This is a genomic window from Acidovorax sp. 94 (assembly GCF_003634645.1).
Taxonomy (GTDB): Bacteria; Pseudomonadota; Gammaproteobacteria; order Burkholderiales; family Burkholderiaceae_C; genus Acidovorax; species Acidovorax facilis.
Window position 1 is genome coordinate 3,318,678 of record NZ_RBJA01000001.1, and the last position, 23,242, is coordinate 3,341,919.

Consider the following 23,242-nt stretch of genomic DNA (forward strand, 5'->3'; position numbering starts at 1 on the left):
GCACTGGCTGGGGCCGCGCCAGTATTTGCCGACAGCGCCAGTCTGGGACATGGGCTCAAAGGCAGTGGGTCGGCTCACCGTGCCTGCTCATCGCGCACCCGCGCAAAAGTCTTCCAGAACTCCGCCTCCTGCGTGGTCGCAAAGTTGATGCGCATGAGGGTGCTGGGTTGGCGCTCTGCATGGAACAGCGCGCCCGGCGCCAGCAGGTAGCCCTCGTCGAGCATGCGCTGCGACAGCGCGTCGGTGTCCACCCCTGTCTCCACCCAGCCAAACAGGCCCACGGGCTCGGCTGCAAAGGTGCAGCCCGCGCCCAGCGCCAGCTTCACGCTGCGTGCACGCGCAGCGTCGAGCCGCGTACGGATGCGCTCGGCGTGGCGGCGCAGTTGGCCCTGTTCGATGCACAGGGCCAGGGCTTTTTCCAGCAGCGCGGGCGTGGTCAGCGTGGCCAGCAGTTTGGTGTCCAGCAATTGCTCCACCAGCGCGGGCGGTGCGGCCATGAAACCGATGCGCCAGTTGGGCGCGAGGATCTTTGCAAAGCCGCTCACGTAGATGGTGCGCTGCAGCCCATCGAGCGCCGTGAGGCGCGTGGCGTGCTCGGGCGCGATGTGGCTGTAGGTATCGTCCTCCACCACATGGAAGTTGTACTGGTTGGCCAACTGCAGGATGCGATGCGCGCTGCCCGGAGACAGGCAGTAGCCCGTGGGATTGTGGAACACGCTCACGCTCACGTAAAGCTTGGGCTGGTGCACCTCGCAGTACTTCGCCATGACCTCCAGGTCTGGCCCGTCGGCACGGCGCGGCACCGGCAGGATGTGCATGCCCAAAGCAGACAAGCGCGCAAACTCCACCGCCCAGCCGGGCTCCTCCACCATCACCGGGTCGCCCGGGCGCAGCAGCGTGCGGCTCACGATGTCGAGCGCGTGCGTGGCACCCACGGTGGTGATGATGTTTTCGGGGGCGGCATGCACATTCAGCGTGGCCAGCTTCTTGGACAGCACCCGGCGCAGCCCCGTGTCGCCCAGAGGCTCGCCGTACTGCAGCGAAAAATCATTCAACGCGCGTGTGCTGGTCACCTTGCGCACAGCGGCGGGCATGAAGGTGGACTCCAGCCAGGCAGGCGGAAACACGCCCATGCCGGGCTGCGGCTTGTCGCTGATCTTGTGGAACATGCCCCGAATCAGCGCCGTGGCGTTGACGGGAGGCGCCCCCCGCGCAGCACCGCGCCCGGCGCCGCGCGCGGCAAACCAGTGCGCGGTGCTCCAGTTGCCCATGGCACGCTCGACTTCCTGGGCGCCCGCGTCGTCGTCCTCAGCGCCCCTGTCCAGCAACCCGTTGGCCATCTCGCGCACAAAAAAGCCCCGGTTCTTGCGCGCCTCCACCAGCCCCTGCGCCAGCAATTGGTCGTACGCTGCAACCACAGTGGAAGGGCTCACGCCATGCTGCTGCGCGCACTGCCGCACCGAAGGCAGGCGCGCGCCGGGCGCCAGCAGCCGGTTGCGGATGCGCTCGCCGAAACGCGCCGACAGCTGCTCGGTCAGCGACTGGGTGGTGGTTTTCATCAGCATGGCGGTGTCCTTGTGTACTGTTATCGCAGCCAATACAGATCACGAACTGCGCTGCTTAACTGTACTGGTTGTGTACTGACATCGAAGATTACATTGAAGCCCAGGCGATGACAAGCCACCCGCCATAAAGCCCGGACCCACCTGCCCATGACCGCCCCCGAACTGACTGCCCTGCTGCTGTTCTGCACCGCGATGAGTTTTTCGCCGGGGCCCAACACCACCTTGTCCACTGCGCTGGCCGCGAACCTGGGCCTCAAGCGCGCCCTGCGCTTTTGCTTTGCAGTGCCCACAGGCTGGACGCTGCTCATGCTGGGCAGCGGCCTGGGCCTGGGCGCCCTGATCACCGGAGTGCCCGCGCTGCGCTGGGCCGTAACGCTGCTGGGCGTGGCCTACATGCTCTGGCTGGCCTGGAAGCTCAGCAGGGCAGGCAAGATGACCGAGATCGACACCACGCGCCTGAACGTGACTTTCTGGCAGGGCGTGGGCCTGCAGTTCGTGAACATCAAGGCCTGGATGCTGGCGCTCACGCTCAGCGCAGGCTGGGTGGTCAACGCCGCAGGCCAGCCCTCGACCAATCCGGGCGAGCGCCTGGCCATCATCTGCGGGGTGATGATGGTGTTTGCGTTCACCAGCAACTTTGCCTACGCGCTCATCGGCTCGCTGCTGCGCCAGTGGCTGGCGCAGGGCCAGCGCCTGCTCTGGTTCAACCGCGCACTGGCCCTGGTGCTCGTTGCCACTGCCCTTTGGATGCTCGCGCTATGAACAACGCACAAGAACGCGAGGCGCTGGTCTGGGGGCTGGTGGGCGTCACCCTGTTTGCGGCCACCCTGCCGATGACCCGCCTCGCCGTGGGGCCCACCGACGCGCCGCAGCTGTCGCCCTGGTTCGTCACATTCGGCCGCGCTGCCGTGGCAGGGCTGCTGTCCATCGCCTACCTGTGGCTGCAGCATGCGCGCGGGCGCCTCAACCTGCCGCAGAAAGCAGAATGGCCGCTGCTGGCCATCACGGCCTTTGGCGTGATCGTGGGATTTCCGCTGTTTCTGGCTCTGGCACTGCGCCATGTGCCCAGCACGCATGGGGCCGTGGTCACCGCCTTGCTGCCACTGTCCACCGCCTTGCTCGGCGCGCTGTGGTATCGGCAAAGGCCCTCCGCCGGATTCTGGGCCTGTGCGGTGCTGGGCAGCGGCCTGGTGCTGGGCTTCATGGTGTGGCGGGCCGGTGGCATCTACCTGGGTGCAGCCAACATCTACCTGCTCATTGCCATGACCACGGGCGCGTTCGGCTACATCGGCGGCGCCCGCCTCACGCCACGCCTGGGGGCCGAGCAGGTCATCTGCTGGGTACTGGTGTGCTCCCTGCCGCTGACCATTCCCATCGCCTGGTGGTTTGCACCGGCCGTGCCCTCGGCCATTGGCGGCATGAGCTGGCTGGGCTTTATCTACGTGGCGCTGTTCTCGATGTGGATCGGCTTCTTTGCCTGGTACCGGGCGCTGGCACTGGGCGCCGTGCGCGTGAGCCAGATCCAGCTGATCCAGCCCTTCCTGAGCCTGCTCTTCGCCGTGCCGCTGCTGGGAGAGCGGCTGGATACCGTCACGGTGGTGTTTGCATTGGCCGTGATCGCCACCGTGTTTGTGGGCAAGAAGATGCCCGTTCACCAAGGAGCTTCCGCATGACCCCCATCACCCCAGAAGAACGCCTGCAGCAGCTGGGCCTGGTGTTGCCCGCCGTGACCGCACCCCGTGGCAACTTCGACGCCTATGTCCTCGACGGCAACACACTGTACCTGTCGGGCAAGGGCGCTCCCGCCCGCGAAGACATGGCCACCGTGCCCAAGGTGGGGCGCGAAATCAGCGCCGCAGAAGCCAGGGCCCATGCCCGCGAGGTGGGACTGCACCTGATCGCGACGATGAAGGCTGCACTGGGCGACCTCTCGCGGGTGCGCCGCGTGGTCAAGGTGCTGGGCATGGTCAACGCCACCCCCGACTTCATGCAGCACACCGAGGTCATCAACGGCTGCTCGGACCTGCTGGTCGAGGTGTTCGGCGACGCGGGGCGGCATGCGCGCTCTGCCGTGGGCGTAGGCTCCCTGCCGCGTGGCTTCGCGGTGGAGATTGAAGCGGTGGTTTCCGTGAAAGACTGACAGCCATGCAGATACACAACATCCCGTTTGCCACCACCGACTGGTCCAGCATTCCCCGCGAAGAAAAAAGCGCACAGGCAGGCCAGGCCTTCTGGCGCACGCAGCAGTTCGGCGACATGCGCGTGCGCATGGTGGAGTACACGGCCGGATACGTTTCGGACCACTGGTGTGTCAAGGGCCATGTGCTGCTGTGCCTCAGCGGAGAATTGCACACCGAGCTGGCCGACGGCCGCCGTTTCACGCTGACGCCGGGCTTGAGCTACCAGGTGGCGGACAACGCCGAGCCCCACCGTTCCAGCTCACCCCAAGGGGCAACCCTGTTCATCGTGGACTGACCAGGAAGATGGGAACGCCTGTGAAATACTCCGTGGAACACGCATTGCAGCAGCTACCTGGCCCGGGCGGTGAGCGGTTCGTGGAACTCTTGCGCCACGGCAGCATGCGCACGGAGCTGTATGCGCCACGCGGCCACGACCCGCAGCAGCCGCACGCGCAGGACGAGTTGTATTTCGTCCAGCGTGGAAGCGGAGAATTCGTGCAAGGTGAAGCCCGCCACCACTTTGCAGCCGGAGACGCCTTTTTTGTACCTGCGGGACAGCACCACCGCTTTGAGAATTTTTCTGACGACTTTGCAACATGGGTAGTCTTTTGGGGACCGCCCGGAGGAGAACGAGAGTGAAACTGAACGACCTTCCACAGACCAGCACCTGGACCCTGGCGCGCCGCGCCGAGCGCATGAACCCTTCGGTCATCCGCGAAATCCTCAAGGTCACGGAAAAGCCCGGCATCATCAGCCTGGCGGGCGGCCTGCCCTCGCCCAAGACTTTCCCGGTGTCGGCCTTCGCCGAAGCCTCGGCCGCCGTGCTGGCCAATGACGGCCCCGCTGCCCTGCAATACGCCGCCAGCGAAGGGTATGCCCCGCTGCGCCAGGCCATCGCGGACTTCCTGCCCTGGGCTGTGGATGCCGACCAGGTGCTCATCACCACCGGCTCGCAGCAGGCGCTGGACCTGATCGCCAAGGTGCTGATCGACACCGACAGCCGCGTGCTGGTGGAAACACCCACCTACCTGGGCGCGCTGCAGGCCTTCACGCCCATGGAGCCTGCCGTGGTGTCCGTGGCCAGCGATGACGAAGGTGTGCTCATCGACGACCTGAAGGCCAAGGTGGGCACAGGTGCCAACAAGGCGCGCTTTTTGTACGTGCTGCCCAACTTCCAGAACCCCACGGGCCGCACCATGAGCGAAGCCCGCCGCGCCGCCCTGGTGCAGGCTGCCGCTGAACTGAACCTGCCGCTGGTAGAAGACAACCCCTACGGCGACCTGTGGTTTGACAACCCGCCACCCGCGCCGCTGACGGCCCGCAACCCTGAAGGCTGCATCTACATGGGCTCGTTCTCCAAGGTGCTGGCACCCGGCCTGCGCCTGGGTTTTGTGGTGGCGCCCAAGGCGGTTTACCCCAAGCTGCTGCAGGCCAAGCAGGCCGCCGACCTGCACACGCCCGGCTACAACCAGCGCCTGGTGGCCGAGGTGATGAAGGGCAATTTCCTGGACCGCCATGTGCCCACCATCCGCGCGCTGTACAAGCAGCAGTGCGAGGCCATGCTGGCCGCGCTCGACAAGGAAATGCAGGGCCTCGGTGTGCAGTGGAACCGCCCCGATGGCGGCATGTTCCTGTGGGTGCGCTTGCCCGAAGGCATGAGTGCCGTCGAACTGCTGCCCAAGGCGGTGGAGCGCAACGTGGCCTTCGTGCCCGGCGCGGCGTTTTATGCCGACAACGCCGACCCGCGCACACTGCGCCTGTCGTTCGTCACATCGACGGTAGAGCAGATTGCCACCGGCATTGCTGCGCTGGCAGCGGCCATCCGCGATAACAAGTGAACAACCCCCTGTGGCGCTGCGCGCCTTCCCCCTTCTCTGACATCGCTGTGCGATGCGGAAGGGGGACGCCGCCAGCGCGGCGGGGCGGCCCTTGCGCGGCGGCCGCTGGCCGGGCCACGCCCGCTTCATACATCACAGTTCGTTCAACGCACATGAAAGTTGATTCAACATGCTGAGGCTCTGGGGGCGCCTGTCGTCCATCAACGTGCGCAAGGTGGTGTGGGCTGCGCAAGAACTCGGCATCACGGTGCAGCGCACCGACGCGGGCGGCCAGTTCGGGCTGGTGCGCGAGGCCGACTATCTGCAGCGCAATCCCAATGGCCTGGTGCCGCTGATGGAAGACGACGAGACCAGCACCGTGTTGTGGGAATCCAACCCCATCGTGCGCTACTTGTGCGCGCGGCACTCTCCAGGCGAGCTGTACCCTGAAACCTTGCGTGAGCGCTTTGTGGCCGAGCAGTGGATGGACTGGCAGCAGACCACACTGAACCCGGCCGGGCGCGATGCCTTTGTGCAGTGGATACGCACCCCAGCGGCCCAGCGGGACGACGGGCTGATTGCAGCATCCGTGGCGGCCACGGAGCTTCTGATGGGACTGCTGGATGCGCATCTGGCGCGCCAGCCCTTCATGGCGGGCGACCAGTTCACCATGGCGGACATCCCTGTGGCCTGCGAGATCCACCGATGGTGGGGCCTGCCACAAGAACGTGTGGCGCGCCCTCACCTGGAGCGGTGGTACAACACGGTCAGCACCCGGCCCAGCGCACGCGGGGTGCTGGACCAGCCCCTGTCGTGATCCCGGAGCCCCCCATGCACCAGCGTCCCTTCAAGCAAATCGATGTGTTCAGCGATCACCCGGGTTTTGGCAACCCGGTCGCCGTGGTGCTGGATGCCGAGGGCCTGAGCGACAGCGACATGCGCCGCTTTGCGGCGTGGACCAACCTGTCGGAAACTACCTTTCTGCTGCCCGCCACCGAGGCCGGGCGCGCCGCGGGTGCCGACTACCGCCTGCGCATCTTCAGCCCCAATGGCGAACTTCCCTTTGCGGGGCACCCCACGCTGGGCACCTGCCATGCGTGGCTGCAGGCGGGCAACACGCCACGCCAGCAGGGCATGGTGATCCAGGAGTGCGCGCTGGGTTTGGTGCGTATCGCGCAGGCCGATGGCACCCTGGCCTTTGCCGCCCCGCCCCTGAAGCGCAGCGCGCCCAGCCCGGCCCTGGTGCCGCTGATTGCGAGCGCGCTGGGCCTGCGCCCCCCGCAGATCCTGGGGGCACAACTGCTGGACAACGGCCCGGTGTGGCTGGGCCTGCTGCTCGACAGTGCGGACACCGTGCTGGGCCTGCGGCCGGACCACGCGCGCCTGAAAGACCTGGGTCAGGACGTGGGCGTGATCCATGTCGGCCCCACCGCCAGCGACACCGCCCAGCCCGGTGTGGTGGTGCGCGCCTTTGCCGCCCCCATGGGCAACCCCGAAGACCCGGTCACCGGCACCTTGAACGCCAGCTTGGCCGAGTGGCTGATTGCCGACGGCCTAGCGCCACGCAGCTATCTGGTCGCCCAGGGTGAATGCCTGGGCCGCGCCGGCCGCGTGCACATCCGCCAGGACGACGATCACCAGATCTGGGTAGGCGGGCGTGCAGTCACCTGCATCGAGGGCACGGTGCTGCTATGAATTTGATGGCTTCCGTGCCGCGCCCCAGCGGCTGAATTTCACGCCTCCGGGCTCCTAACGGGGCCTACCGAATCCACACCAAAAACACCGGGCAACACACCCGGTATGCCCCCGGCGTGCCTCCACCGTCACCTCACTGGCCGCATCACCGATTTTTCTACCAAGGACCACCATGCAACAGCGCCACTTCCAACAAGTCGATGTTTTCACCGCCCAGGCCTACCGGGGCAACCCGCTGGCCGTGGTGCTCGATGGCACGGGCCTGTCCACCGAGACCATGCAGGAGTTCACGAACTGGACCAACCTGTCCGAAGCCACCTTCTTGTTGCCACCCACTCCCGAAGGCCGCGCCGCCGGTGCCGACTACCGCGTGCGCATCTTCTGCCCCGGGCGCGAGCTGCCTTTTGCCGGCCACCCCACGCTGGGCAGCTGCCACGCCTGGCTGAGAGCTGGCGGCAAGCCCCAGGTAGCAGGCAAGGTGGTGCAGGAATGCGGCGTGGGCCTGGTCACGCTGCGCCAGGATGGCGAGCGCCTGGCTTTTGCCGCGCCTGCGTTGATCAAAAGCGGCCCGCTGGCGGAAGACGACGTGGCCTTGATTGCCAGGGGCCTGGGGATAGACCGCAGCGACATCCTGCACCACGCCTGGTGCGACAACGGCCCCAACTGGCGCGGGGTGATGCTGCGCTCGGCTGAGCAGGTGCTGGCGCTCAAGCCCAACGCCAGCATCCTCGGCCAACTCGATGTGGGCGTGGTGGGACCGCGCGGAAAAGTGGGTGTCATCGGCAGCACGGACGCAGAAGGCATCGCCTTCGAGGTGCGCGCTTTTTTCCCCGGCAACAACGGCCTGGCCGAAGACCCCGTCACCGGAAGCCTGAATGCCGCGTTGGCGCAGTGGCTCATCGGCGCCGGGCTGGCCCCCACGCAGTATGTGGCCGCCCAAGGCACCTGCCTGGGGCGCGCCGGGCGGGTGTACGTGCAGCAGGACGGCGACACCATCTGGGTGGGCGGGAGCTCGGTCACCTGCGTGTCGGGCGAGGTGCTGCTGTGACCACGGCCATCCCCCAGCACCCACCCTGCGTGGACCACCTGGTTGTGTTGGCTACGGACCTCGCCAGCGGCGTGGCGTGGTGCGAGCGCACGCTGGGCATCACCCCCACTGCGGGCGGTGAACACCCGCTGATGGGCACACACAACCGCATCATCAACGTCTCCAGCCCGGCGCATTCGCGCATCTATCTGGAGATCATTGCTATCAATACAGGAGCAACTCCCGCAATACCAGCGGGCGCAAGGCGCTGGTTTGACATGGACGATGCGGCTCTGCAGCAGCAGGTGGCAGCGCACGGCCCGCAGCTCATCCACTGGGTGGCCTCCGTGCCCGACGTGGCCGAGCGGTGTGCCGCGCTGGGGGCGCTCGACATCGAGCGCGGCGCCATCGTCACCGCCAGCCGGCCCACGCCAAACGGCCTGCTGCAATGGCAGATCACCGTGCGCGACGACGGCCTGCGCCTCATGGACGGCTGCCTGCCCACCCTCATCCAGTGGGGCGCGGTGCACCCGTGCAGCAGCCTGCCCGGCAGCGGAGTGCAACTGCAGCGGCTAACGCTGCAGCATCCGCAGGCCGCCACGCTGCAGGCCGCGTGCGAAGCGGTGGGGGTAGCAAACTGCGTCGCCATCACACCCGGCGACACGCCCCGGCTCACCGCGCAGCTCAGCACGCCACGGGGTCCGGTCACCCTCTCGTCGTTCACCCCTCAGGAGTAACCGCCATGCTTTTCTCCGTACAGGAACTGCTGCTCTTCACACTCGCCGCGCTGGTACTGGTGCTCACGCCGGGCCCCAACATGGTGTATTGCGTTTCGCGCAGCCTCACCCAGGGGCCGCGCGCCGGGCTTGTCTCGCTGACCGGAGTGGTGCTGGGTTTTGTCGTGCACCTGCTGGCAGCGGCGCTGGGCCTCACAGCGCTGCTCGCCGCCGTGCCACTGGCGTTTGACGCCATCCGCTACGCCGGTGCCGCCTACCTGCTGTGGATGGCCTGGCAGGCCGTCAAACCCGGCGGCGCTGCTCCCTTCGAGGCGCGCAACCTGCCGCACGACCGCCCGCGCACGCTGTTCCTGATGGGCTTCATGACCAACCTCCTGAACCCCAAGGTGGCCATGTTCTACCTGTCGTTCTTCCCGCAGTTCCTGCACCCCGAGCGCGGCCAGCTGCTGCAACAAAGCCTGACGCTGGGCGCGGTGCAGATCAGCACCAGTGCCGCAGTGAACGCACTGCTGGTGCTGGGTGCCGCCCGCGTGGCGCTGTTCCTCAACCGCAATGCTGCATGGATGCGCGCCCAGCGCTATTTCATGGGCACCGTCCTGGGTCTGCTGGCCCTCAAACTGCTGACTGAAAAGAAAGCCGCCGCATGAACACCCGCCTCGACCCCACCGCCCTGCTGCCCACCCTGGCCGACATCGAAGCCGCTGCCGAGGTGGTGTACCGAGACTTCGCCGCCACGCCCCAGTACCGCTGGGGCCTGCTCAGCCAGCGCCTGGGCACCGACTGCTGGCTCAAGCACGAGAACCACACGCCGGTGGGCGCCTTCAAGATCCGCGGCGGGCTGACCTACTTTGACCAGCTCGCACAACGCGGCTCGCTGCCCATGGAAGTGATCAGCGCCACACGCGGCAACCACGGCCAGAGCATGGGCTGGGCCGCGCGCCGCCACGGCGTGGCCTGCACCATCGTCGTGCCACGCGGCAATTCGGTCGAGAAAAACGCTGCCATGCGCGCACTGGGCGTCACGCTCATCGAGCATGGCGACGACTTCCAAGAAGCGCGCGAACACGCCATCCAGCTCGCGGCCCAGCGCGGCGCCCACATGGTGCCCAGCTTCCACCCCGACCTGCTGCGCGGCGTGAGCACGTATTGGTGGGAGTTCTTGCGCGCCGTGCCGCAGCTGGATGTGGTGTATGTGCCCATCGGCCAAGGCTCGGGTGCGTGCTCGGCCATCGCGGCCAAGCTGGCCCTGCAGCACTCGGTGCGCGTGGTCGGAGTGGTCAGCCGCCACGCCACCACCTATGCCGATTCGCTGGCCGCCGGCCGCGTGGTCGAGGCGCCCGTCACCACCCAGCTCGCCGACGGCATGGCCTGCCGCGTGGCCGACGCCGAAGCCCTGGCCGTGATGGCCCCGCACATCGACCATATCGTGCAGGTGAGCGATACCGAAGTGGCCGCCGCCATGCGCGCCTTGTTCACCGACACGCACAACGTGGCCGAAGGTGCAGGCGCGGCGGCGCTGGCGGCAGCGCTGCAGGAACGCGACCAGCTCCAGGGCTTGCATGTGGGCCTGGCGTTGACAGGCGGCAACGTGGACGCGCCGATGTTCAGCAGCGTTCTGGCGGGCTGATCCCGTTGCACACACAAGCTACCATGCTATTCATTCAATAGCATTGGTCGCTTGTGTGACAAGCGCCAGGGCCCTGTTCTGGCCACAATCCGCCGCATGGGAACCCTCTACCTCGTGCGCCACGGCCAGGCCTCGTTTGGCGCAGATGACTATGACGTGCTCAGCGCGCGCGGGCGCGAACAGGCCGTGCGCCTGGGCGAATACTGGCGAGCGCGGGGTATGGCGTTCGACGCCGTCATCACCGGCACGCTGCGCCGCCACACGCAAACGCTGGAAGGCATTGCCGAAGGCTTGCAGGCCATGCCCCAAGTGCTTCAATTGCCGGGCCTCAACGAATACGACAGCCACGCACTCATCGCGGCCATCCACCCCCAGCCGCTGGGCAAAGCCGACACGCCCGAGTTGTACCGCGCGCACTTTCGCATCCTGTGCGACGCGCTGGCGCAGTGGATGGCGGGCGTCATCAGCCCGCAGGGCATGCCGACGTGGAACGAATTTTCAGCCGGCGTGCGCGCTGCGCTCGACCATGTGCGCCACCACCACGCGGGCCACAACGTGCTGCTGGTAAGCAGTGGCGGCCCCATTTCCACGGCCGTGGGAGAGGTGCTGGGCACCGCACCCGAGGTGACCATTGCGCTGAACATGCGCATCCGCAACAGCGCGGTGACGGAGTTCTCGATCTCGCCAAAGCGGTTGATGCTGCAGACGTTCAACACGCTGCCGCACCTGAACGAGCTGGAGCATGCGGGATGGGTGACGCATGCTTGACGCCTGCGGTCGGAATTTTGGGTGTTTTTGGCTTCTAGCGCCTATTGGGCAAGCGCCAAAAGCTATTCAATTTATAGCAAACTGACATTCCTGACCCCCACTGCGCCCGGCAGCAGCACCGTGACTCCAGGCCGCTCCCACACCGGAATCCGTGTTGGATAACCTTACCGCCCCTCTACAAATCCAGCGCCAGAAACCGGGTTCCCGGCACCGGGTTGAAGCTCACGGGCTCAGCCGTGACAAAGCCCAAGGATTCATAGAGCCTTTGGGCCGCAACAAATTCGGGAAGCACGTCCAGGCACATGCGCCGGTAGCCGGCCTCCCTCGCGACGCGCAGCATCTCCTCGACCAGCTTCCGCCCCAGATCCATCCCCCGGGCCACAGGCCGCACATACACGCGCTTCAACTCGCAGGTGCCGTCCTCCACACGGCGCAGGGCTGCACAGCCCACCACACGGCCCTCGACGACGGCCAGCAGAACACCGCCATCGGGCTCCGCGTACTTGCCGGGCAGCTCCGCGAACTCCTGCTCATAGTCCTGAAAATCGAGATTGGCGGTCGGACTCTGGACGTACTCGCGAAAGATCGCGGTGACTGCGGGGAGATCGTCGGGGAAGATGGCGCGCCGGATCGTGGTCATGCGGGGACGGACGGGAGGGGTTGCGCAAATGCGCTCATTCGGTCTCGGGGCGCACAGTCTGCAGCGGCAAGTGCACCAGCTCCTGCAGCAGCGCCACCAATTGCCCTGCCGCAGCGTCCACAACCGCCTGCCCTCTGTCGGCCGTGGCTCCAGCCGCATTGCCCACCGCACCGGCCGGGTGGTAGTCCTGCATCTGCCAGCCCAGCTTGGCGCTTTTTCCGTTGCCCAGAATGGCGTAGCGCTCCGACCGGTCCTGCGACGTGGAGCGGAAATCCCGCGCATGTTCCATGTGCACCGTGCCGGGTGCCAAGTGCAGCATCATCGAGGTCTCGATCTCGCCCGCGTGGATGCCAAAGCGGTGCTCCTGGGCGCTGAACTGGCCCGCCACCGCCTCGGGCAGCGGCAGGCTGAACCAGCTGGCGCTGTAGACGATCAGGTCGCAGCGCGTGCGCAGCTCGCGCGCCACGATGTCCATCACGCTGACCTGGCCACCGTGGCCGTTCAACAGCAGCAGCTTCTTGATGCCCGCACGGGCCACACATTCACCGATCTCGGTCCACAGCGCAATCACCGTGGCGGGAGACAGCGTGAGCGTGCCCGGAAAGCGGATGTGCTCCGGGCTCAGGCCCACGTTCTGCGGGGGCAAGAACAGCGCGGGCAGATCGTCGGGCAGTTGCGGCAATGCAGCGTCGATCACGCCCTGCAGTAGCGTGGCGTCCACCGACAGCGGCAGGTGCGGGCCATGCTGCTCGACGGCAGCCACGGGCAACACCGCCACGACCTGGTCGGCCTGGCCGCTGTGCTGCAGCGCGGCAAAGTCGCGGGTGGACAGGTTGGCCCAGAAGCGCGAGGGCAAGGAGAGTGGTGCAGATTGGGGCGCGGCGGCAGCGGTCATGCCGCGATGTTAGGGCCTGTTCCGGGGCGCGTCACTTCAGCGCCATCTTGCCCAGCCACACCAGCAGGTGTGCCACGCCCATCACCAGCAGAGCGGTGGATGCCAGCCCACTGGCCCAGCTGCCCAGGCCACGGCGGCGCTGCCAGACGCGTACCACCAGAGCCACCACCCAGCCCACCGCTGCCAGCCCGGCCCACAGCATCCACAACAGCCCCACGCCCAGGCAGCCAAAGCTCTCGCAGTACAGCGAGAAGGTGTAGTAGGACAGGCCCCCCAATGCCACGCAAAGCCCCAGCAACAGCACGTCCAGCGTGCGCGAGACCCACACCGCCCTGCGCGAAAGCGGGGTCGAAGAAGACGACTGTGGCGATGAGGGCAAGGGCGTGTTCATGAAAAACCGAAGGTGAAGCGGCGCGGGATGATGCGTGGCAGAAACCCCTGCAGCCCAGCATAGCGCCCGCCTCACCGCCGCGCGCCGCCGCCCATCCCGCTACCATCACCGCATGACCCAAGACCTCTTCCGCCAAGACGCCTACCTGCGCGAATGCAGCGCCCACATCACCGCCGTCACCGATACCGGCATCGTGCTGGACCAGACCGTGTTCTACCCCCTGGGCGGGGGCCAGGCCGGTGACAGCGGCGTGCTGGTGCTGGCCGACGGCACCGAGATCGCCATCGCCGACACCCGCAAGGGTAAGGACGCCGAAGGCAACCCCACCAGCGACATCGTGCACATCCCCGCCCCCGGGCAGGAAGACCGCGTGGCGCAGCTGGCCCAACAGGGACCAGGCACCGCCGTCACGGCCCGCATCGACTGGGAGCGCCGCCACCGCATGATGCGGCTGCACACCACCAGCCACCTGCTGTGCCATGTGGTGCCGCAGCTGGTCAACGGCTGCTCCATCACGCCCGACTACGCTCGGCTGGACTTCGCGATGACCGACCCGCTGGACAAGGAAGCCCTCACCGCCGCCATCGCCACCCTGGTGGCCGCTGCGCACCCGCTCACCGTGGCATCGATCAGCGACGAAGAACTGGACGCCAACCCCGCGCTGGTCAAAAGCATGAGCGTGCAGCCCCCGCGCGGCACCGGGCGCATCCGCACCATCCGCATCGGTGGCGAAGACAACGCGCCGCTGATCGACCTGCAGCCCTGCGGCGGCACGCATGTGGCCAACACGTCGGAGATCGGCGCCATCGTAGTGACCAAAATCGAGAAAAAGAGCGCAACGACTCGACGGGTGGTACTGGGCTTTGCTCAGTGAGCGCAGCGACGAGCACGCTCCTCAAATGTCAACAATCTTGAGCCGCCGCAGCCCCCGGTTGCAATGGCTTACCCCGCCAGACCCACAACGGGGACAATAGCGGCCCGCGCGCGCGGCCTTTTTTGGACTTCTTGCACCCGGCTTCCTGGGGCTGCGGCGCTCACTTTAGCCTGCCGCCATGCCGATCTCCCTGCGCTCCGTCTCGTTTGCCTCCCTGCGCCAGCACCGCTGGTTCCGCCCTGTCGTCCGCGCGCTGGCGGGTTTGATCGTCCTGTGGCTGGTCACCTGGCTGGCCATTCCGCCGCTGGTGAAGGGGCCGCTGGAGCGCATTGCGTCCGAACAACTGGGCCGCACCGTCACCGTGGGGGGCATCGACTTTGAGCCCTGGAGCCTGGAATTCGCGCTGCGTGACGTGGCCGTGGCGGGCGCCGACGGCGCGCCCCCACAGCTGACCATTGGCCGCGTCTATGCCGATGGCGAGTTGCAGTCGCTGCTGCGCCTGGCGCCCGTGGTGGACGCCTTCACCATCGAAAACCCGGTGCTGCGCATCACCCACCTGGGCGACGGCCGCTACGACGTGGACGACATCATCGCCAAGGTCACCGCGCCCACCAGCGAACCCGAGCCCGACAAAGGCCCCGCACGGGTGGCGCTGTACAACCTGGCACTGACGGGTGGCAGCATCGACTTCTCGGACACCGCCGTGGATAAAACCCACGAAGTACGCGACCTGGCCCTCAAGGTGCCTTTCATCAGCACCCTGCCGTCGCAACGCGAGGTAAAGGTCGAGCCCCACCTGGCGTTCACGCTCAATGGCAGCCGGTTTGACTCGTCCGCCCAGGGCACGCCGTTTGCGCAGACCGGCCAGGCTGACGCACAGATTCGGCTGGACGGGCTGGACCTCGCGCCCTACCTGGGCTATTTGCCGGCCAACCTGCCCGTCAAGGTGCAGGGCGCCACGCTGGATGCGGATGTGAAGGTGGCCTTTGAGCAGCACCCTCGCATGGCCGTGAAGCTGACCGGCACCGTGCAAGCCAGCGGCGTACGCATCGCAGACCGCCAGGGCGCCGACCTGCTGAGCTATGAGCGCCTGAAAATCGACATGGCCGATGTGCGCCCGCTGGATCAGGTGGTGCGACTGCAGCATGTGGAGCTGACCGCGCCCGTGGTCACCGCCACACGCGATGCAGCAGGCCAGATCAACCTGGCGCAACTGGCACCGCCTGCACAGCCGTCATCGGCGCTCAAGGGCAAGACCCCCGCACCTGCGGCACCTGCATCTGCTGAACCGGCGTCTCCGCCACTGGCCAACGCCAGCGCAGCATCCGCCACCGCGTCGACCGCCTCCACAGGCAAAGCAAAGGCCAAGGCGGCCGCCCCCGCCTGGGTCGTGGAAGTCGCCACCGCCGCAGTGCGCGGCGGCACCCTGCGCTGGGCCGACCAGACCACGCGCCCCGCCGCAGCCCTGCAGGCCACCGACTTCACGCTGGACGCCGCCGCCCTGGCAGTCCCCTTCGCCAAGCCCTTCACCTTCAAGGGCGGGCTCAACCTGCAAGGCAGCACGCTCAGCTTCACCGGCGAAGCCACCGACCAGAAGGCCCAGGTCAACGCCACCCTGAACGCCCTGGCGCTGCAACTGGCCGCGCCCTACCTGGCCCAGGCGCTGGAGCCCACGGTGACCGGCCAGCTCACGGGGGATGTGGGCGTGGTGTGGCAAGCCCCCACCGCCGCGGCCGCACAGGCCGGCGCCACGGGCGTCACCCTCAAGGCAGGCCCTTTGGCGCTGGAGCAGTTGGCCGTCAAACAGGGCAAGACCACGTTGGCCAGCCTGGGCAAGCTCGACATTGCCGGGGCCGAAGTGCCCCTGGACGCACGCACCGCCACGCTGGAGCGCCTGTCCATCAGCCAGCCGCAACTGGCGGTGGAACGGGGCGCGGACGGGCGCTGGATGTTCGAGCGCTGGCTGAAAGCGGCCCCCACCGCGCAAGACACCGCCACGGCACCGGCCGACGCCGCCCCCTGGAAGCTGCGCGTGGCCGATTTCTCGCTGCAAGGCGGCACGGTCTCGCTGGCCGACAACGCCCAGCCGCGCCCCGTGGCGCTGGACGTGACGGCCCTGGGCATCACCGCCCGCAACCTGGCCAGCGACGGCAGCAAGCCCGAAGCCTTCACGCTCACCGCCCGTGCCGCCGCACCGGGCAAGGGCAGCAAAGCCGCACCGGGCAAGCTCGACTACCAGGGCACGCTGGCCCTGCAGCCGCTGGCCACCCAGGGCAAGCTCGACGCCACCCGCCTGCCGCTGCACGCACTCGACGGCTACCTGGCCAGCCAGCTGTCGGTAGAACTGCTGCGCGCCGATGTGGGCTACCGGGGCCAGGTGGCCCTGGCGCAGACCGACAAAGGAGTCAGCCTGCGCCTGAGCGGCGATGCCGTGGTGGAAGACCTGCAGGCCAACAGCACGGCCGCCTTCACCCCCAAGACCGAGGCCCAGGTGGGTGAGGAACTGCTGGCCTGGAAGAGCCTGAACCTGCGTGGCCTGGCCGTGGCCACCGCCCCCGGCACCGCGCCGCGCGTGGAGGTCAAGGAAACCAGCCTGGTGGACTTTTTTGCCCGGGTCACCATCAACGAGGCGGGCCGTATCAACCTGAGCGACATTGCCAAGACCCCGGCCGAAGCACGGGCGGCCAATGCGGCCAGCGCCGCTGCCAGCACGGCCGCCCCCACGTCTTCGGCATCGGCCCCCGCCACAGCCGCATCGGCAACGCCCACGGCCCCTGTCGCCGTGGCCCAGGCAGATCCGCTGGCCCCCGTGGTGGTCTTTGGCCCCGTGAGCCTGGTCAACGGCAAGGTGCTGTTCTCCGACTTTTTCATCAAGCCCAACTACTCGGCCGACCTTTCGGAGCTGACCGGCAAGCTCAGCGCGTTCTCGTCCGAAGCCCCCGGTGGCGAGCCCATGCTGGCCGACCTGGAGCTGCGCGGCCGCGCCGAGGGCTCGGCGTCGCTCGAAGTGACCGGCAAGCTCAACCCGCTGGCCAAGCCCCTGGCGCTCGACATCGTGGGCAAGGTGCGCGACCTGGAGCTGCCCCCGCTCACGCCGTATTCCGTCAAATACGCGGGCCACGGCATCGAGCGCGGCAAGCTCAGCGTGGATGTGAACTACAAGGTGCTGCCCAATGGCCAACTCACCGCCAGCAACCGGCTGGTGCTCAACCAGCTGACCTTTGGCGAGCCCGTGGAGGGTGCGCCCAACAGCCTGCCCGTGAAGCTGGCCGTGGCCCTGCTGGCTGACCGCCAGGGCGTGATCGACCTGGACCTGCCCATCAGCGGCTCGCTCAACGACCCGCAGTTCCGCATTGGCCCGGTGATCTTCAAGATCATCGTCAACCTCATCGGCAAGGCGCTGACCTCGCCCTTCAGCCTGCTGGCCAGCGCCTTCGGCGGTGGCGACGAGATGAGCCACGTGCCCTTTGCCCCTGGCAGCGCCACCCTCACACCCGAGGCGCAGCAGAACCTGGACAAGGTGGCCAAGGCCCTGGCCGACCGCCCCGCGCTCAAGATCACTGTGACCGGCACGGCCAGCCTGCAGGACGAGCGCGAAGGCCTGCGGCGCGAGAGCCTGCAACAACGGGTGCTGGCCGAAAAACGCCGCGCCAATCCGGGCGATACCGCCCCCGTATCGGCCGCCGAATACCCCGCCCTGCTCAAGGAGGTGTACCGCCGCGCCGACATCCCCAAGCCGCGCAACCTGGTCGGCCTGACCAAGGAGCTCACGGTGCCCGAGATGGAAGCCCTGCTGCTGGCCAACCAGCCCGCCACCGAGGCCATGGCCGCCGAACTGGCCACGCAGCGCGGCCAGGCGATCCGCGCCTATCTGGTGGCGCAGAAGCTGCCAGTAGAGCGGTTGTTCGTAGCGGCCCCCAAGGCTGGCAAACAGCCCGAAAAGTGGACCCCGCGTGCGGATTTGAGCCTGGCGACACAATAGGCGCCTGGCTGGCGGAAGGTTCCGGGGAATCCCCCTCCGCCAGTCTGATCGCCCCGCAGGCAGAGCACAGGGGCGCCGGAACCAAACCCGCCCTGCCAGCTCCCACACTGCACCATGCCTTCACGCCCGCTTTACCGCCTCGCAGTTACTCTGTTTTTGATAGCTGCAAGCGCTTTATGGACGGGCGCAAACGCCCAATTTAGCCCCAAAACCAGCGGACAGGGCACCAGCGTGGTCACCACGCCCTATGTGCGGGCCGAGTTGCTGGCCCATGCGCCCCAGGGCGTGGCGCCCGGCCAGCCGCTGTGGCTGGGCCTCTCGATCACCCACCAGCCCGAGTGGCACACCTACTGGAAGAACCCTGGCGATTCTGGCCTGCCCACCGACCTGGCCTGGACGCTGCCAGCCGGTCTGGACGCGGGCGAGATCGCCTGGCCCCTGCCCAAGAAGATCCCCATCGGCACGCTGGCCAACTATGGCTACGAAGGCACGGTGCTGCTGCCCGTGCCCGTCACCGTGGCCAGCAGTTTTGCCCCCAGCCCGTTGGCCAAGGACGCAACGATCAAGCTGCGCGCCTCCTGGCTGGTGTGCCGCAAGGAGTGCATTCCCGAAGAAGGCGAATTCACGCTGCAGTTGCCCATCCAGAGCACCACGGCGCTCAACGGCGCCGCCTTTGAGGCGGCCGCCAAGGCCCTGCCCCAACCCGTGCTGGCAGGCACCAACGGCATCGTGCCGGACAGCCAGGCGCAGATTGCCGACGGCAACCTGCTGAACGTCAGCGTGCAGGGCCTGCCCGTGGCGCTGCGTGGCAAGACACTGGACCTGTTCCCCGAAACCGCCGAAGTCATCGACAACGCCGCGCAGTGGAAGCAGGCCTGGAACGGCAGCGTGTGGACCGCGCAGATTCCCCTGTCTGCCCAGCGCAGCGCCAGCCCCAGCCTGATGCCCGTGGTGCTGGCCGAGCAGTCGCCCGCACATGCCACTGGCCCCGACACGCGCACCGGCTACCGCGCAGAGCTGAAGGTGCTGGGCACCTGGCCGCAGGTGGCGTCGGTTGCCAGCGTGTCGCCCGCGCTGGAGGCCGCGCTCAAGGCCAATGCTGCGCAGGCAAGCGGCGCTGCCGCGCCAGCCATGGGCTCCGGAGCCTCGTCCCTCACCCTCACGGCCGCGCTGCTGGGCGCCTTGCTTGGCGGGCTCATCCTCAACCTCATGCCCTGCGTGTTCCCGGTGCTGGCGATCAAGGTGGTGGGCTTTACCCAGCATGCGCAAGACCGGCGCGCGCACCGCGTGAGCGGCATCGCCTACACAGCGGGTGTGGTGCTGTCGTTCATCGCCCTGGGCGCCCTCATGCTGGGCCTGCGCGCAGCAGGCGAGGCGGTGGGCTGGGGCTTTCAGCTGCAGTCGCCCGCCGTGGTGGCATCGCTGGCGGCGCTGTTCACGCTGATCGCGCTGAACCTGGCGGGCGTGTTCGAGTTCGGGCATTTTCTGCCGTCCTCGGTGGCCAGCCTGCAGGCCCGCCACCCTGTGGCCGACAGCTTCCTCACCGGTGTGCTCGCCGTGGCCGTGGCATCGCCCTGCACTGCGCCGTTCATGGGCGCATCCCTGGGCCTGACCGCCACGCTGCCCGCGCCCCAGGCGCTGGCCGTGTTTGCGGCGCTGGGGCTGGGGCTGGCGCTGCCGTACCTGGCAGCCAGCTTTGTGCCCTCCGTGGCGCGCGCCCTGCCACGCCCCGGCGCGTGGATGGACACCTTCCGCAAGCTGATGGCCTTCCCCATGCTGGCCACTGTCGTCTGGCTGGTGTGGGTGCTGGGCCAGCAAAGCGGCATCGATGGCGCCGGTGCGCTGCTGATCCTGCTGGTGGGCCTGTCGCTGGTGGTGTGGGCGCTGTCGCTGGCCGGGCGTGCGCGCGTGTGGATGGCCACGGTGTCCATCGCGGCCATGTCCTTGCTGGTCTGGGCCTTTGCGCCCCACATCACGCACATTCCTACCGCGCAGGCCGCCACACCGTCCACGCAGGCCTCGGCCACCGGCTGGCAGCCCTGGGCACCCGGCGCGGCCGAGCAGATCGTGGCCACGGGCCGCCCGGTGTTTGTGGACTTCACCGCCGCCTGGTGCGTGACCTGCCAGTACAACAAGAAGACCACGCTGGCCAACGCCGATGTGCTGGCCGACCTGCAGACCAAGAACGTGGCCCTGCTGCGTGCTGACTGGACGCGCCGCGACCCCGCCATTACAGCGGCGCTGACCCAGCTTGGACGCAGCGGCGTGCCGGTGTACGTGTTCTACCGCCCCGGCAAGCCGCCGGTGGTACTGACCGAGGTGCTCAGCGTGGACGAGGTGCGCGCCACCATCTCCCAGCTATAGGGCAGGAACGCTGCAAGCGCAAGGCATGCGATGTATTTGAAAACCCCCAGCCCTAACGCCGCCCCATGCTGACCTACCCCGCCATCGACCCCGTCGCACTGCAGCTTGGACCGCTGGCCGTTCACTGGTACGGCCTGACCTACCTTGCGGCCTTCGGGCTGTTCCTGCTGCTGGGCCGTCTGCGCCTGCACCACGCACCGTTCGCCTCCATCAGCGGCCCTGGCGCCTGGTCACGCAAGGATGTGGAGGACATCCTCTTCCTTGGCGTGGTGGGCGTGGTGGTGGGTGGGCGCCTGGGCTACTGCCTGTTCTACAAGCCCGCCTACTACCTGAGCCATCCGCTGGAAATCCTGATGATCTGGACCCCGGGCATGTCGTTCCACGGTGGCCTGCTGGGCGTGGTGGCAGCCATGCTGTGGTTTGCGCATTCGCGCAAGCGCCCCTGGCTGCAGGTGGCCGACTTTGTGGCGCCCTGCGTGCCCACAGGCCTCGCTGCGGGGCGCGTGGGCAACTTCATCAACGGCGAACTGTGGGGCCGTTTTGCAAGCCCGGACCTGCCCTGGGGCATGGTGTTTGCGCACAGCGGCTCGCTGCAGCCACGCCATCCATCGCAGGTCTACCAATTTCTGATGGAAGGGTTGCTGCTGTTCATCCTGCTGTGGCTGTACGCGCGCAAAGAACGCCGCCCGGGCCAGGTGGCCGCAGCCTTCCTGTTCGGCTACGGCTTGTTCCGCTTCATTGCCGAATATTTCCGCGAACCGGATGCCCACCTGGGCTTGCTGTCGCTGGGCATGAGCATGGGGCAGTGGCTGTGCCTGCCGATGATCGCGGCGGGCGTGGGGCTGTGGCTGTGGGCGCACAGAAAGGCTCGCCCAGGAGTCCCCCCTGGCGAGCCCCGACCCCGTCCAACTTGATTGCCTGAGGAGCAATCCGGTCATTGCGTGCCGAGCAGCCGACTTCACGCTGCCCTGTTGATTGCCAGAACATTTCGCCCCCTCGTCAACCGCTAGGAGACCCTGCCATGAAGCTGCTTCGCCGTACGTTGATCGCCACCGCCGCCCTGGTCGCACTGGGCGCACAGGCCGCCGCCACCGTGGGCCAGCCCGCACCCGACTTCACGCTCAAGGACACGTCGGGCAAAACCGTGCGCCTGTCGGACTTCAAGGGCAAACACGTGGTGCTGGAATGGACCAACCCCGGCTGCCCCTTCGTGCGCAAGCACTACGACAGCGGCAACATGCCCGCCACGCAGAAAGACGCCATCGGCAAAGGCGTGGTGTGGCTGTCCATCAACTCCACCGAAAAAGCCAGCAGCGACTACCTGGAGCCCGCCAAGCTGATGGCCTGGAAGCAGGAGCGCAAGGCCGCCCCCACCGCCGTGCTGATGGACGAGGAAGGCACCGTGGGCAAAAGCTACGGCGCCCGCACCACGCCACACCTGTACATCGTCAACCCGCAGGGCGTGCTGGTGTATGCAGGCGGTATCGACAGCATCCCTTCGGCGCGCCCGGCTGACATCGAGAAGGCCACCAACTATGTGAAGGTGGGGCTGGCAGAAGCGCTGGCGGGCAAGCCGATTTCGGCGGCCACGACGCAGCCTTACGGCTGCAGCATCAAGTACAAATCGGCCAGCTGAAAAAGAACTTCAGCGCGCCACGCAGTTCACCCGCAGAGCGCGCGGACTGTGGAAGTACATGGTGTTGCCCTTGCCACGGATGTAGGTGCCGCCATCGCCGTATCCAAAACCCGACGCCACGCGCTCAGGCTGCAGCGGCACGGTGCGGCCATTCATTTCCAGCAACGCAGGGCCATCGGGCTGGGCGGGCCAGTGCACCACCATCATGGGGCCACGGTCACAGGCGTAGGTCGTGATACGCTGGACCTTGGGCACATCGGGGGCACGGGGCGGGGTGCAGGCGCTCAGGGCAAAGGTGGACAAGACAACAGCCGTGGCGACAAGGCCAGTGGTGCGGCGGGCGCGTGGTGGGTTCTGCACGGGATCTCCTCGGATTCTGGGTCGGTGCCACCGTGTTGATGGCAGTGTGGGTGGACAACGCGGGGGTCTGGCGCCGCAGCGGTTCGCCCCCATACACTGCCATGTATGAAACGCACGCCCGACACCATCAGCACCCTGCGCGATATTCTGACGCACTGCCGCACCCTTGCGGTGGTGGGACTGTCGCCCCAATGGCACAGACCCAGCTATTTCGCGGCCAAGTACATGCAGGCACATGGCTACCGCATCGTGCCGGTGAATCCGCTCGTCGCACGGGATGGCGGGCAGATCCTGGGCGAAACCGCCTACGCCAGCGTGACCGAAGCCGCTGCCGCGCTGGCGGCGCAGGGGCAGAAGATCGACATGGTGGACTGCTTTCGCAAAAGTGAGGACATCCCGCCGCTGGCCGATGAAGCCATCGCCATCGGCGCAAGGTGCCTGTGGCTGCAACTGGGCGTGTTCAACGAGGCGGCCCGGCAACGCGCCGAGGCCGCCGGGCTGCAGGTGATCGAAAACCGCTGCGTGAAGATCGAGCACGCGCGGCTGTTTGGCGGCCTGGGCTGGATGGGCGTGAACACACGGGTCATCAGCGCCAAGCGCCTGCGGCAGCTGCCTTACTAGCCAATTCGCAGTCAAGCTCAAAGCTATAAAATTCATAGCTATTAGCGCTTATCCATCAAGCGT

24 protein-coding genes are annotated in these 23,242 nt (G+C 67.3%); 19 read left to right on the plus strand and 5 right to left on the minus strand.

Annotated features, from left to right (window positions below):
- Positions 1-74 precede the first annotated feature (74 nt).
- A complete protein-coding gene (locus tag C8C94_RS15235; protein WP_121421309.1) occupies positions 75-1,565 on the minus strand; it encodes a PLP-dependent aminotransferase family protein in 1,491 nt (496 codons plus the stop codon).
- Positions 1,566-1,712: 147 nt separating this feature from the next.
- Here C8C94_RS15235 and C8C94_RS15240 point away from each other — a divergent pair, with 147 nt between their 5' ends.
- From C8C94_RS15240 to C8C94_RS15300, 13 genes are all read left to right on the plus strand, one after another.
- Complete coding sequence (locus tag C8C94_RS15240) at positions 1,713-2,327, plus strand: LysE family translocator (RefSeq protein WP_121421310.1); 615 nt, start codon at positions 1,713-1,715, stop codon at positions 2,325-2,327.
- Complete coding sequence (locus tag C8C94_RS15245) at positions 2,324-3,238, plus strand: DMT family transporter (protein ID WP_121421311.1); 915 nt, start codon at positions 2,324-2,326, stop codon at positions 3,236-3,238. The genes C8C94_RS15240 and C8C94_RS15245 overlap by 4 nt, the downstream gene beginning before the upstream one ends.
- On the plus strand, positions 3,235-3,705 hold the full coding sequence (locus C8C94_RS15250) for a RidA family protein (RefSeq protein WP_121421312.1): 471 nt from the start codon (positions 3,235-3,237) through the stop codon (positions 3,703-3,705). The genes C8C94_RS15245 and C8C94_RS15250 overlap by 4 nt, the downstream gene beginning before the upstream one ends.
- A gap of 5 nt (positions 3,706-3,710) precedes the next feature.
- Positions 3,711-4,040: a DHCW motif cupin fold protein gene (locus tag C8C94_RS15255; RefSeq protein ID WP_121421313.1), complete on the plus strand. Its 330-nt coding sequence runs from the start codon at positions 3,711-3,713 to the stop codon at positions 4,038-4,040.
- A gap of 8 nt (positions 4,041-4,048) precedes the next feature.
- Positions 4,049-4,384, plus strand: coding sequence for a cupin domain-containing protein (locus C8C94_RS26070; RefSeq protein WP_121421314.1), 336 nt, complete (start codon positions 4,049-4,051; stop codon positions 4,382-4,384).
- Entirely contained in the window at positions 4,381-5,583 is a 1,203-nt protein-coding gene (locus tag C8C94_RS15265; RefSeq protein WP_199731270.1) for a PLP-dependent aminotransferase family protein, read from the plus strand. The genes C8C94_RS26070 and C8C94_RS15265 overlap by 4 nt, the downstream gene beginning before the upstream one ends.
- Positions 5,584-5,752: 169 nt before the next feature.
- The gene (locus C8C94_RS15270; RefSeq protein WP_121421315.1) at positions 5,753-6,379 is read left to right on the plus strand and encodes a glutathione S-transferase family protein; all 627 of its coding nucleotides are present in this window, start codon (positions 5,753-5,755) and stop codon (positions 6,377-6,379) included.
- A gap of 14 nt (positions 6,380-6,393) precedes the next feature.
- Complete coding sequence (locus C8C94_RS15275) at positions 6,394-7,257, plus strand: PhzF family phenazine biosynthesis protein (RefSeq protein WP_121421316.1); 864 nt, start codon at positions 6,394-6,396, stop codon at positions 7,255-7,257.
- Positions 7,258-7,429: 172 nt separating this feature from the next.
- Entirely contained in the window at positions 7,430-8,305 is an 876-nt protein-coding gene (locus C8C94_RS15280; protein WP_121421317.1) for a PhzF family phenazine biosynthesis protein, read from the plus strand.
- Between the two features lie 29 nt (positions 8,306-8,334).
- On the plus strand, positions 8,335-9,021 hold the full coding sequence (locus C8C94_RS15285; protein ID WP_233573484.1) for a VOC family protein: 687 nt from the start codon (positions 8,335-8,337) through the stop codon (positions 9,019-9,021).
- 5 nt (positions 9,022-9,026) lie between these two features.
- Complete coding sequence (locus C8C94_RS15290; RefSeq protein ID WP_121421318.1) at positions 9,027-9,668, plus strand: LysE family translocator; 642 nt, start codon at positions 9,027-9,029, stop codon at positions 9,666-9,668.
- On the plus strand, positions 9,665-10,648 hold the full coding sequence (locus C8C94_RS15295) for a threonine dehydratase (protein ID WP_121421319.1): 984 nt from the start codon (positions 9,665-9,667) through the stop codon (positions 10,646-10,648). Before C8C94_RS15290 ends, C8C94_RS15295 begins: the two co-directional genes overlap by 4 nt.
- Positions 10,649-10,744: 96 nt before the next feature.
- Positions 10,745-11,416, plus strand: a complete 672-nt coding sequence (locus tag C8C94_RS15300; RefSeq protein ID WP_055398330.1) for a histidine phosphatase family protein — start codon at positions 10,745-10,747, stop codon at positions 11,414-11,416.
- Positions 11,417-11,591: 175 nt separating this feature from the next.
- Here C8C94_RS15300 and C8C94_RS15305 read toward each other — a convergent pair whose 3' ends face one another.
- From C8C94_RS15305 to C8C94_RS15315, 3 genes are read right to left on the minus strand one after another with little or no spacing between them, the layout of a single operon-like run.
- A complete protein-coding gene (locus C8C94_RS15305) occupies positions 11,592-12,056 on the minus strand; it encodes a GNAT family N-acetyltransferase (RefSeq protein WP_055398331.1) in 465 nt (154 codons plus the stop codon).
- Between the two features lie 34 nt (positions 12,057-12,090).
- On the minus strand, positions 12,091-12,951 hold the full coding sequence (locus tag C8C94_RS15310) for a creatininase family protein (RefSeq protein WP_121421320.1): 861 nt from the start codon (positions 12,949-12,951) through the stop codon (positions 12,091-12,093).
- Positions 12,952-12,982: 31 nt separating this feature from the next.
- A complete protein-coding gene (locus C8C94_RS15315) occupies positions 12,983-13,342 on the minus strand; it encodes a hypothetical protein (RefSeq protein ID WP_121421321.1) in 360 nt (119 codons plus the stop codon).
- Between the two features lie 112 nt (positions 13,343-13,454).
- Here C8C94_RS15315 and C8C94_RS15320 point away from each other — a divergent pair, with 112 nt between their 5' ends.
- The 5 genes from C8C94_RS15320 (at position 13,455) to C8C94_RS15340 (ending at position 22,198) form a co-directional block, all read left to right on the plus strand.
- Complete coding sequence (locus C8C94_RS15320; protein ID WP_121421322.1) at positions 13,455-14,216, plus strand: alanyl-tRNA editing protein; 762 nt, start codon at positions 13,455-13,457, stop codon at positions 14,214-14,216.
- A 178-nt stretch (positions 14,217-14,394) separates the two neighbouring features.
- Positions 14,395-18,198: a DUF748 domain-containing protein gene (locus tag C8C94_RS15325; protein WP_121421323.1), complete on the plus strand. Its 3,804-nt coding sequence runs from the start codon at positions 14,395-14,397 to the stop codon at positions 18,196-18,198.
- A 114-nt stretch (positions 18,199-18,312) separates the two neighbouring features.
- The gene (locus tag C8C94_RS15330) at positions 18,313-20,562 is read left to right on the plus strand and encodes a protein-disulfide reductase DsbD (protein ID WP_199731271.1); all 2,250 of its coding nucleotides are present in this window, start codon (positions 18,313-18,315) and stop codon (positions 20,560-20,562) included.
- A gap of 65 nt (positions 20,563-20,627) precedes the next feature.
- Positions 20,628-21,476 (plus strand): prolipoprotein diacylglyceryl transferase, encoded by an 849-nt coding sequence (lgt, locus tag C8C94_RS15335; RefSeq protein WP_121421325.1) that lies wholly within the window; start codon positions 20,628-20,630, stop codon positions 21,474-21,476.
- Between the two features lie 107 nt (positions 21,477-21,583).
- Entirely contained in the window at positions 21,584-22,198 is a 615-nt protein-coding gene (locus C8C94_RS15340; RefSeq protein WP_121421326.1) for a thioredoxin family protein, read from the plus strand.
- A gap of 9 nt (positions 22,199-22,207) precedes the next feature.
- Here the strand turns inward: C8C94_RS15340 and C8C94_RS15345 are convergent, their stop codons facing one another.
- A complete protein-coding gene (locus tag C8C94_RS15345; RefSeq protein WP_121508424.1) occupies positions 22,208-22,558 on the minus strand; it encodes an MliC family protein in 351 nt (116 codons plus the stop codon).
- Positions 22,559-22,663: 105 nt separating this feature from the next.
- On the opposite strand from C8C94_RS15345, the gene C8C94_RS15350 reads away from it, so the two are divergent.
- Positions 22,664-23,179 (plus strand): CoA-binding protein, encoded by a 516-nt coding sequence (locus C8C94_RS15350; protein WP_121421328.1) that lies wholly within the window; start codon positions 22,664-22,666, stop codon positions 23,177-23,179.
- The last annotated feature ends 63 nt before the right edge of the window (positions 23,180-23,242 follow it).

What these genes read in the sequence shown, in the direction of transcription:
- lgt (WP_121421325.1), top strand. Translation starts at nt 20,628, where the DNA reads ATGCTGACCTACCCCGCCATCGACCCCGTCGCACTGCAGCTTGGACCG.
- C8C94_RS15250 (WP_121421312.1), top strand. Translation starts at nt 3,235, where the DNA reads ATGACCCCCATCACCCCAGAAGAACGCCTGCAGCAGCTGGGCCTGGTG.
- C8C94_RS15325 (WP_121421323.1), top strand. Translation starts at nt 14,395, where the DNA reads ATGCCGATCTCCCTGCGCTCCGTCTCGTTTGCCTCCCTGCGCCAGCAC.
- C8C94_RS15275 (WP_121421316.1), top strand. Translation starts at nt 6,394, where the DNA reads ATGCACCAGCGTCCCTTCAAGCAAATCGATGTGTTCAGCGATCACCCG.
- C8C94_RS15255 (WP_121421313.1), top strand. Translation starts at nt 3,711, where the DNA reads ATGCAGATACACAACATCCCGTTTGCCACCACCGACTGGTCCAGCATT.
- C8C94_RS15295 (WP_121421319.1), top strand. Translation starts at nt 9,665, where the DNA reads ATGAACACCCGCCTCGACCCCACCGCCCTGCTGCCCACCCTGGCCGAC.
- C8C94_RS15235 (WP_121421309.1), bottom strand. Translation starts at nt 1,565, where the DNA reads ATGCTGATGAAAACCACCACCCAGTCGCTGACCGAGCAGCTGTCGGCG.
- C8C94_RS15310 (WP_121421320.1), bottom strand. Translation starts at nt 12,951, where the DNA reads ATGACCGCTGCCGCCGCGCCCCAATCTGCACCACTCTCCTTGCCCTCG.
- C8C94_RS15315 (WP_121421321.1), bottom strand. Translation starts at nt 13,342, where the DNA reads ATGAACACGCCCTTGCCCTCATCGCCACAGTCGTCTTCTTCGACCCCG.
- C8C94_RS15280 (WP_121421317.1), top strand. Translation starts at nt 7,430, where the DNA reads ATGCAACAGCGCCACTTCCAACAAGTCGATGTTTTCACCGCCCAGGCC.
- C8C94_RS15320 (WP_121421322.1), top strand. Translation starts at nt 13,455, where the DNA reads ATGACCCAAGACCTCTTCCGCCAAGACGCCTACCTGCGCGAATGCAGC.
- C8C94_RS15270 (WP_121421315.1), top strand. Translation starts at nt 5,753, where the DNA reads ATGCTGAGGCTCTGGGGGCGCCTGTCGTCCATCAACGTGCGCAAGGTG.
- C8C94_RS15300 (WP_055398330.1), top strand. Translation starts at nt 10,745, where the DNA reads ATGGGAACCCTCTACCTCGTGCGCCACGGCCAGGCCTCGTTTGGCGCA.
- C8C94_RS15350 (WP_121421328.1), top strand. Translation starts at nt 22,664, where the DNA reads ATGAAACGCACGCCCGACACCATCAGCACCCTGCGCGATATTCTGACG.
- C8C94_RS15330 (WP_199731271.1), top strand. Translation starts at nt 18,313, where the DNA reads ATGCCTTCACGCCCGCTTTACCGCCTCGCAGTTACTCTGTTTTTGATA.
- C8C94_RS15290 (WP_121421318.1), top strand. Translation starts at nt 9,027, where the DNA reads ATGCTTTTCTCCGTACAGGAACTGCTGCTCTTCACACTCGCCGCGCTG.
- C8C94_RS26070 (WP_121421314.1), top strand. Translation starts at nt 4,049, where the DNA reads ATGGGAACGCCTGTGAAATACTCCGTGGAACACGCATTGCAGCAGCTA.
- C8C94_RS15340 (WP_121421326.1), top strand. Translation starts at nt 21,584, where the DNA reads ATGAAGCTGCTTCGCCGTACGTTGATCGCCACCGCCGCCCTGGTCGCA.
- C8C94_RS15245 (WP_121421311.1), top strand. Translation starts at nt 2,324, where the DNA reads ATGAACAACGCACAAGAACGCGAGGCGCTGGTCTGGGGGCTGGTGGGC.
- C8C94_RS15240 (WP_121421310.1), top strand. Translation starts at nt 1,713, where the DNA reads ATGACCGCCCCCGAACTGACTGCCCTGCTGCTGTTCTGCACCGCGATG.
- C8C94_RS15305 (WP_055398331.1), bottom strand. Translation starts at nt 12,056, where the DNA reads ATGACCACGATCCGGCGCGCCATCTTCCCCGACGATCTCCCCGCAGTC.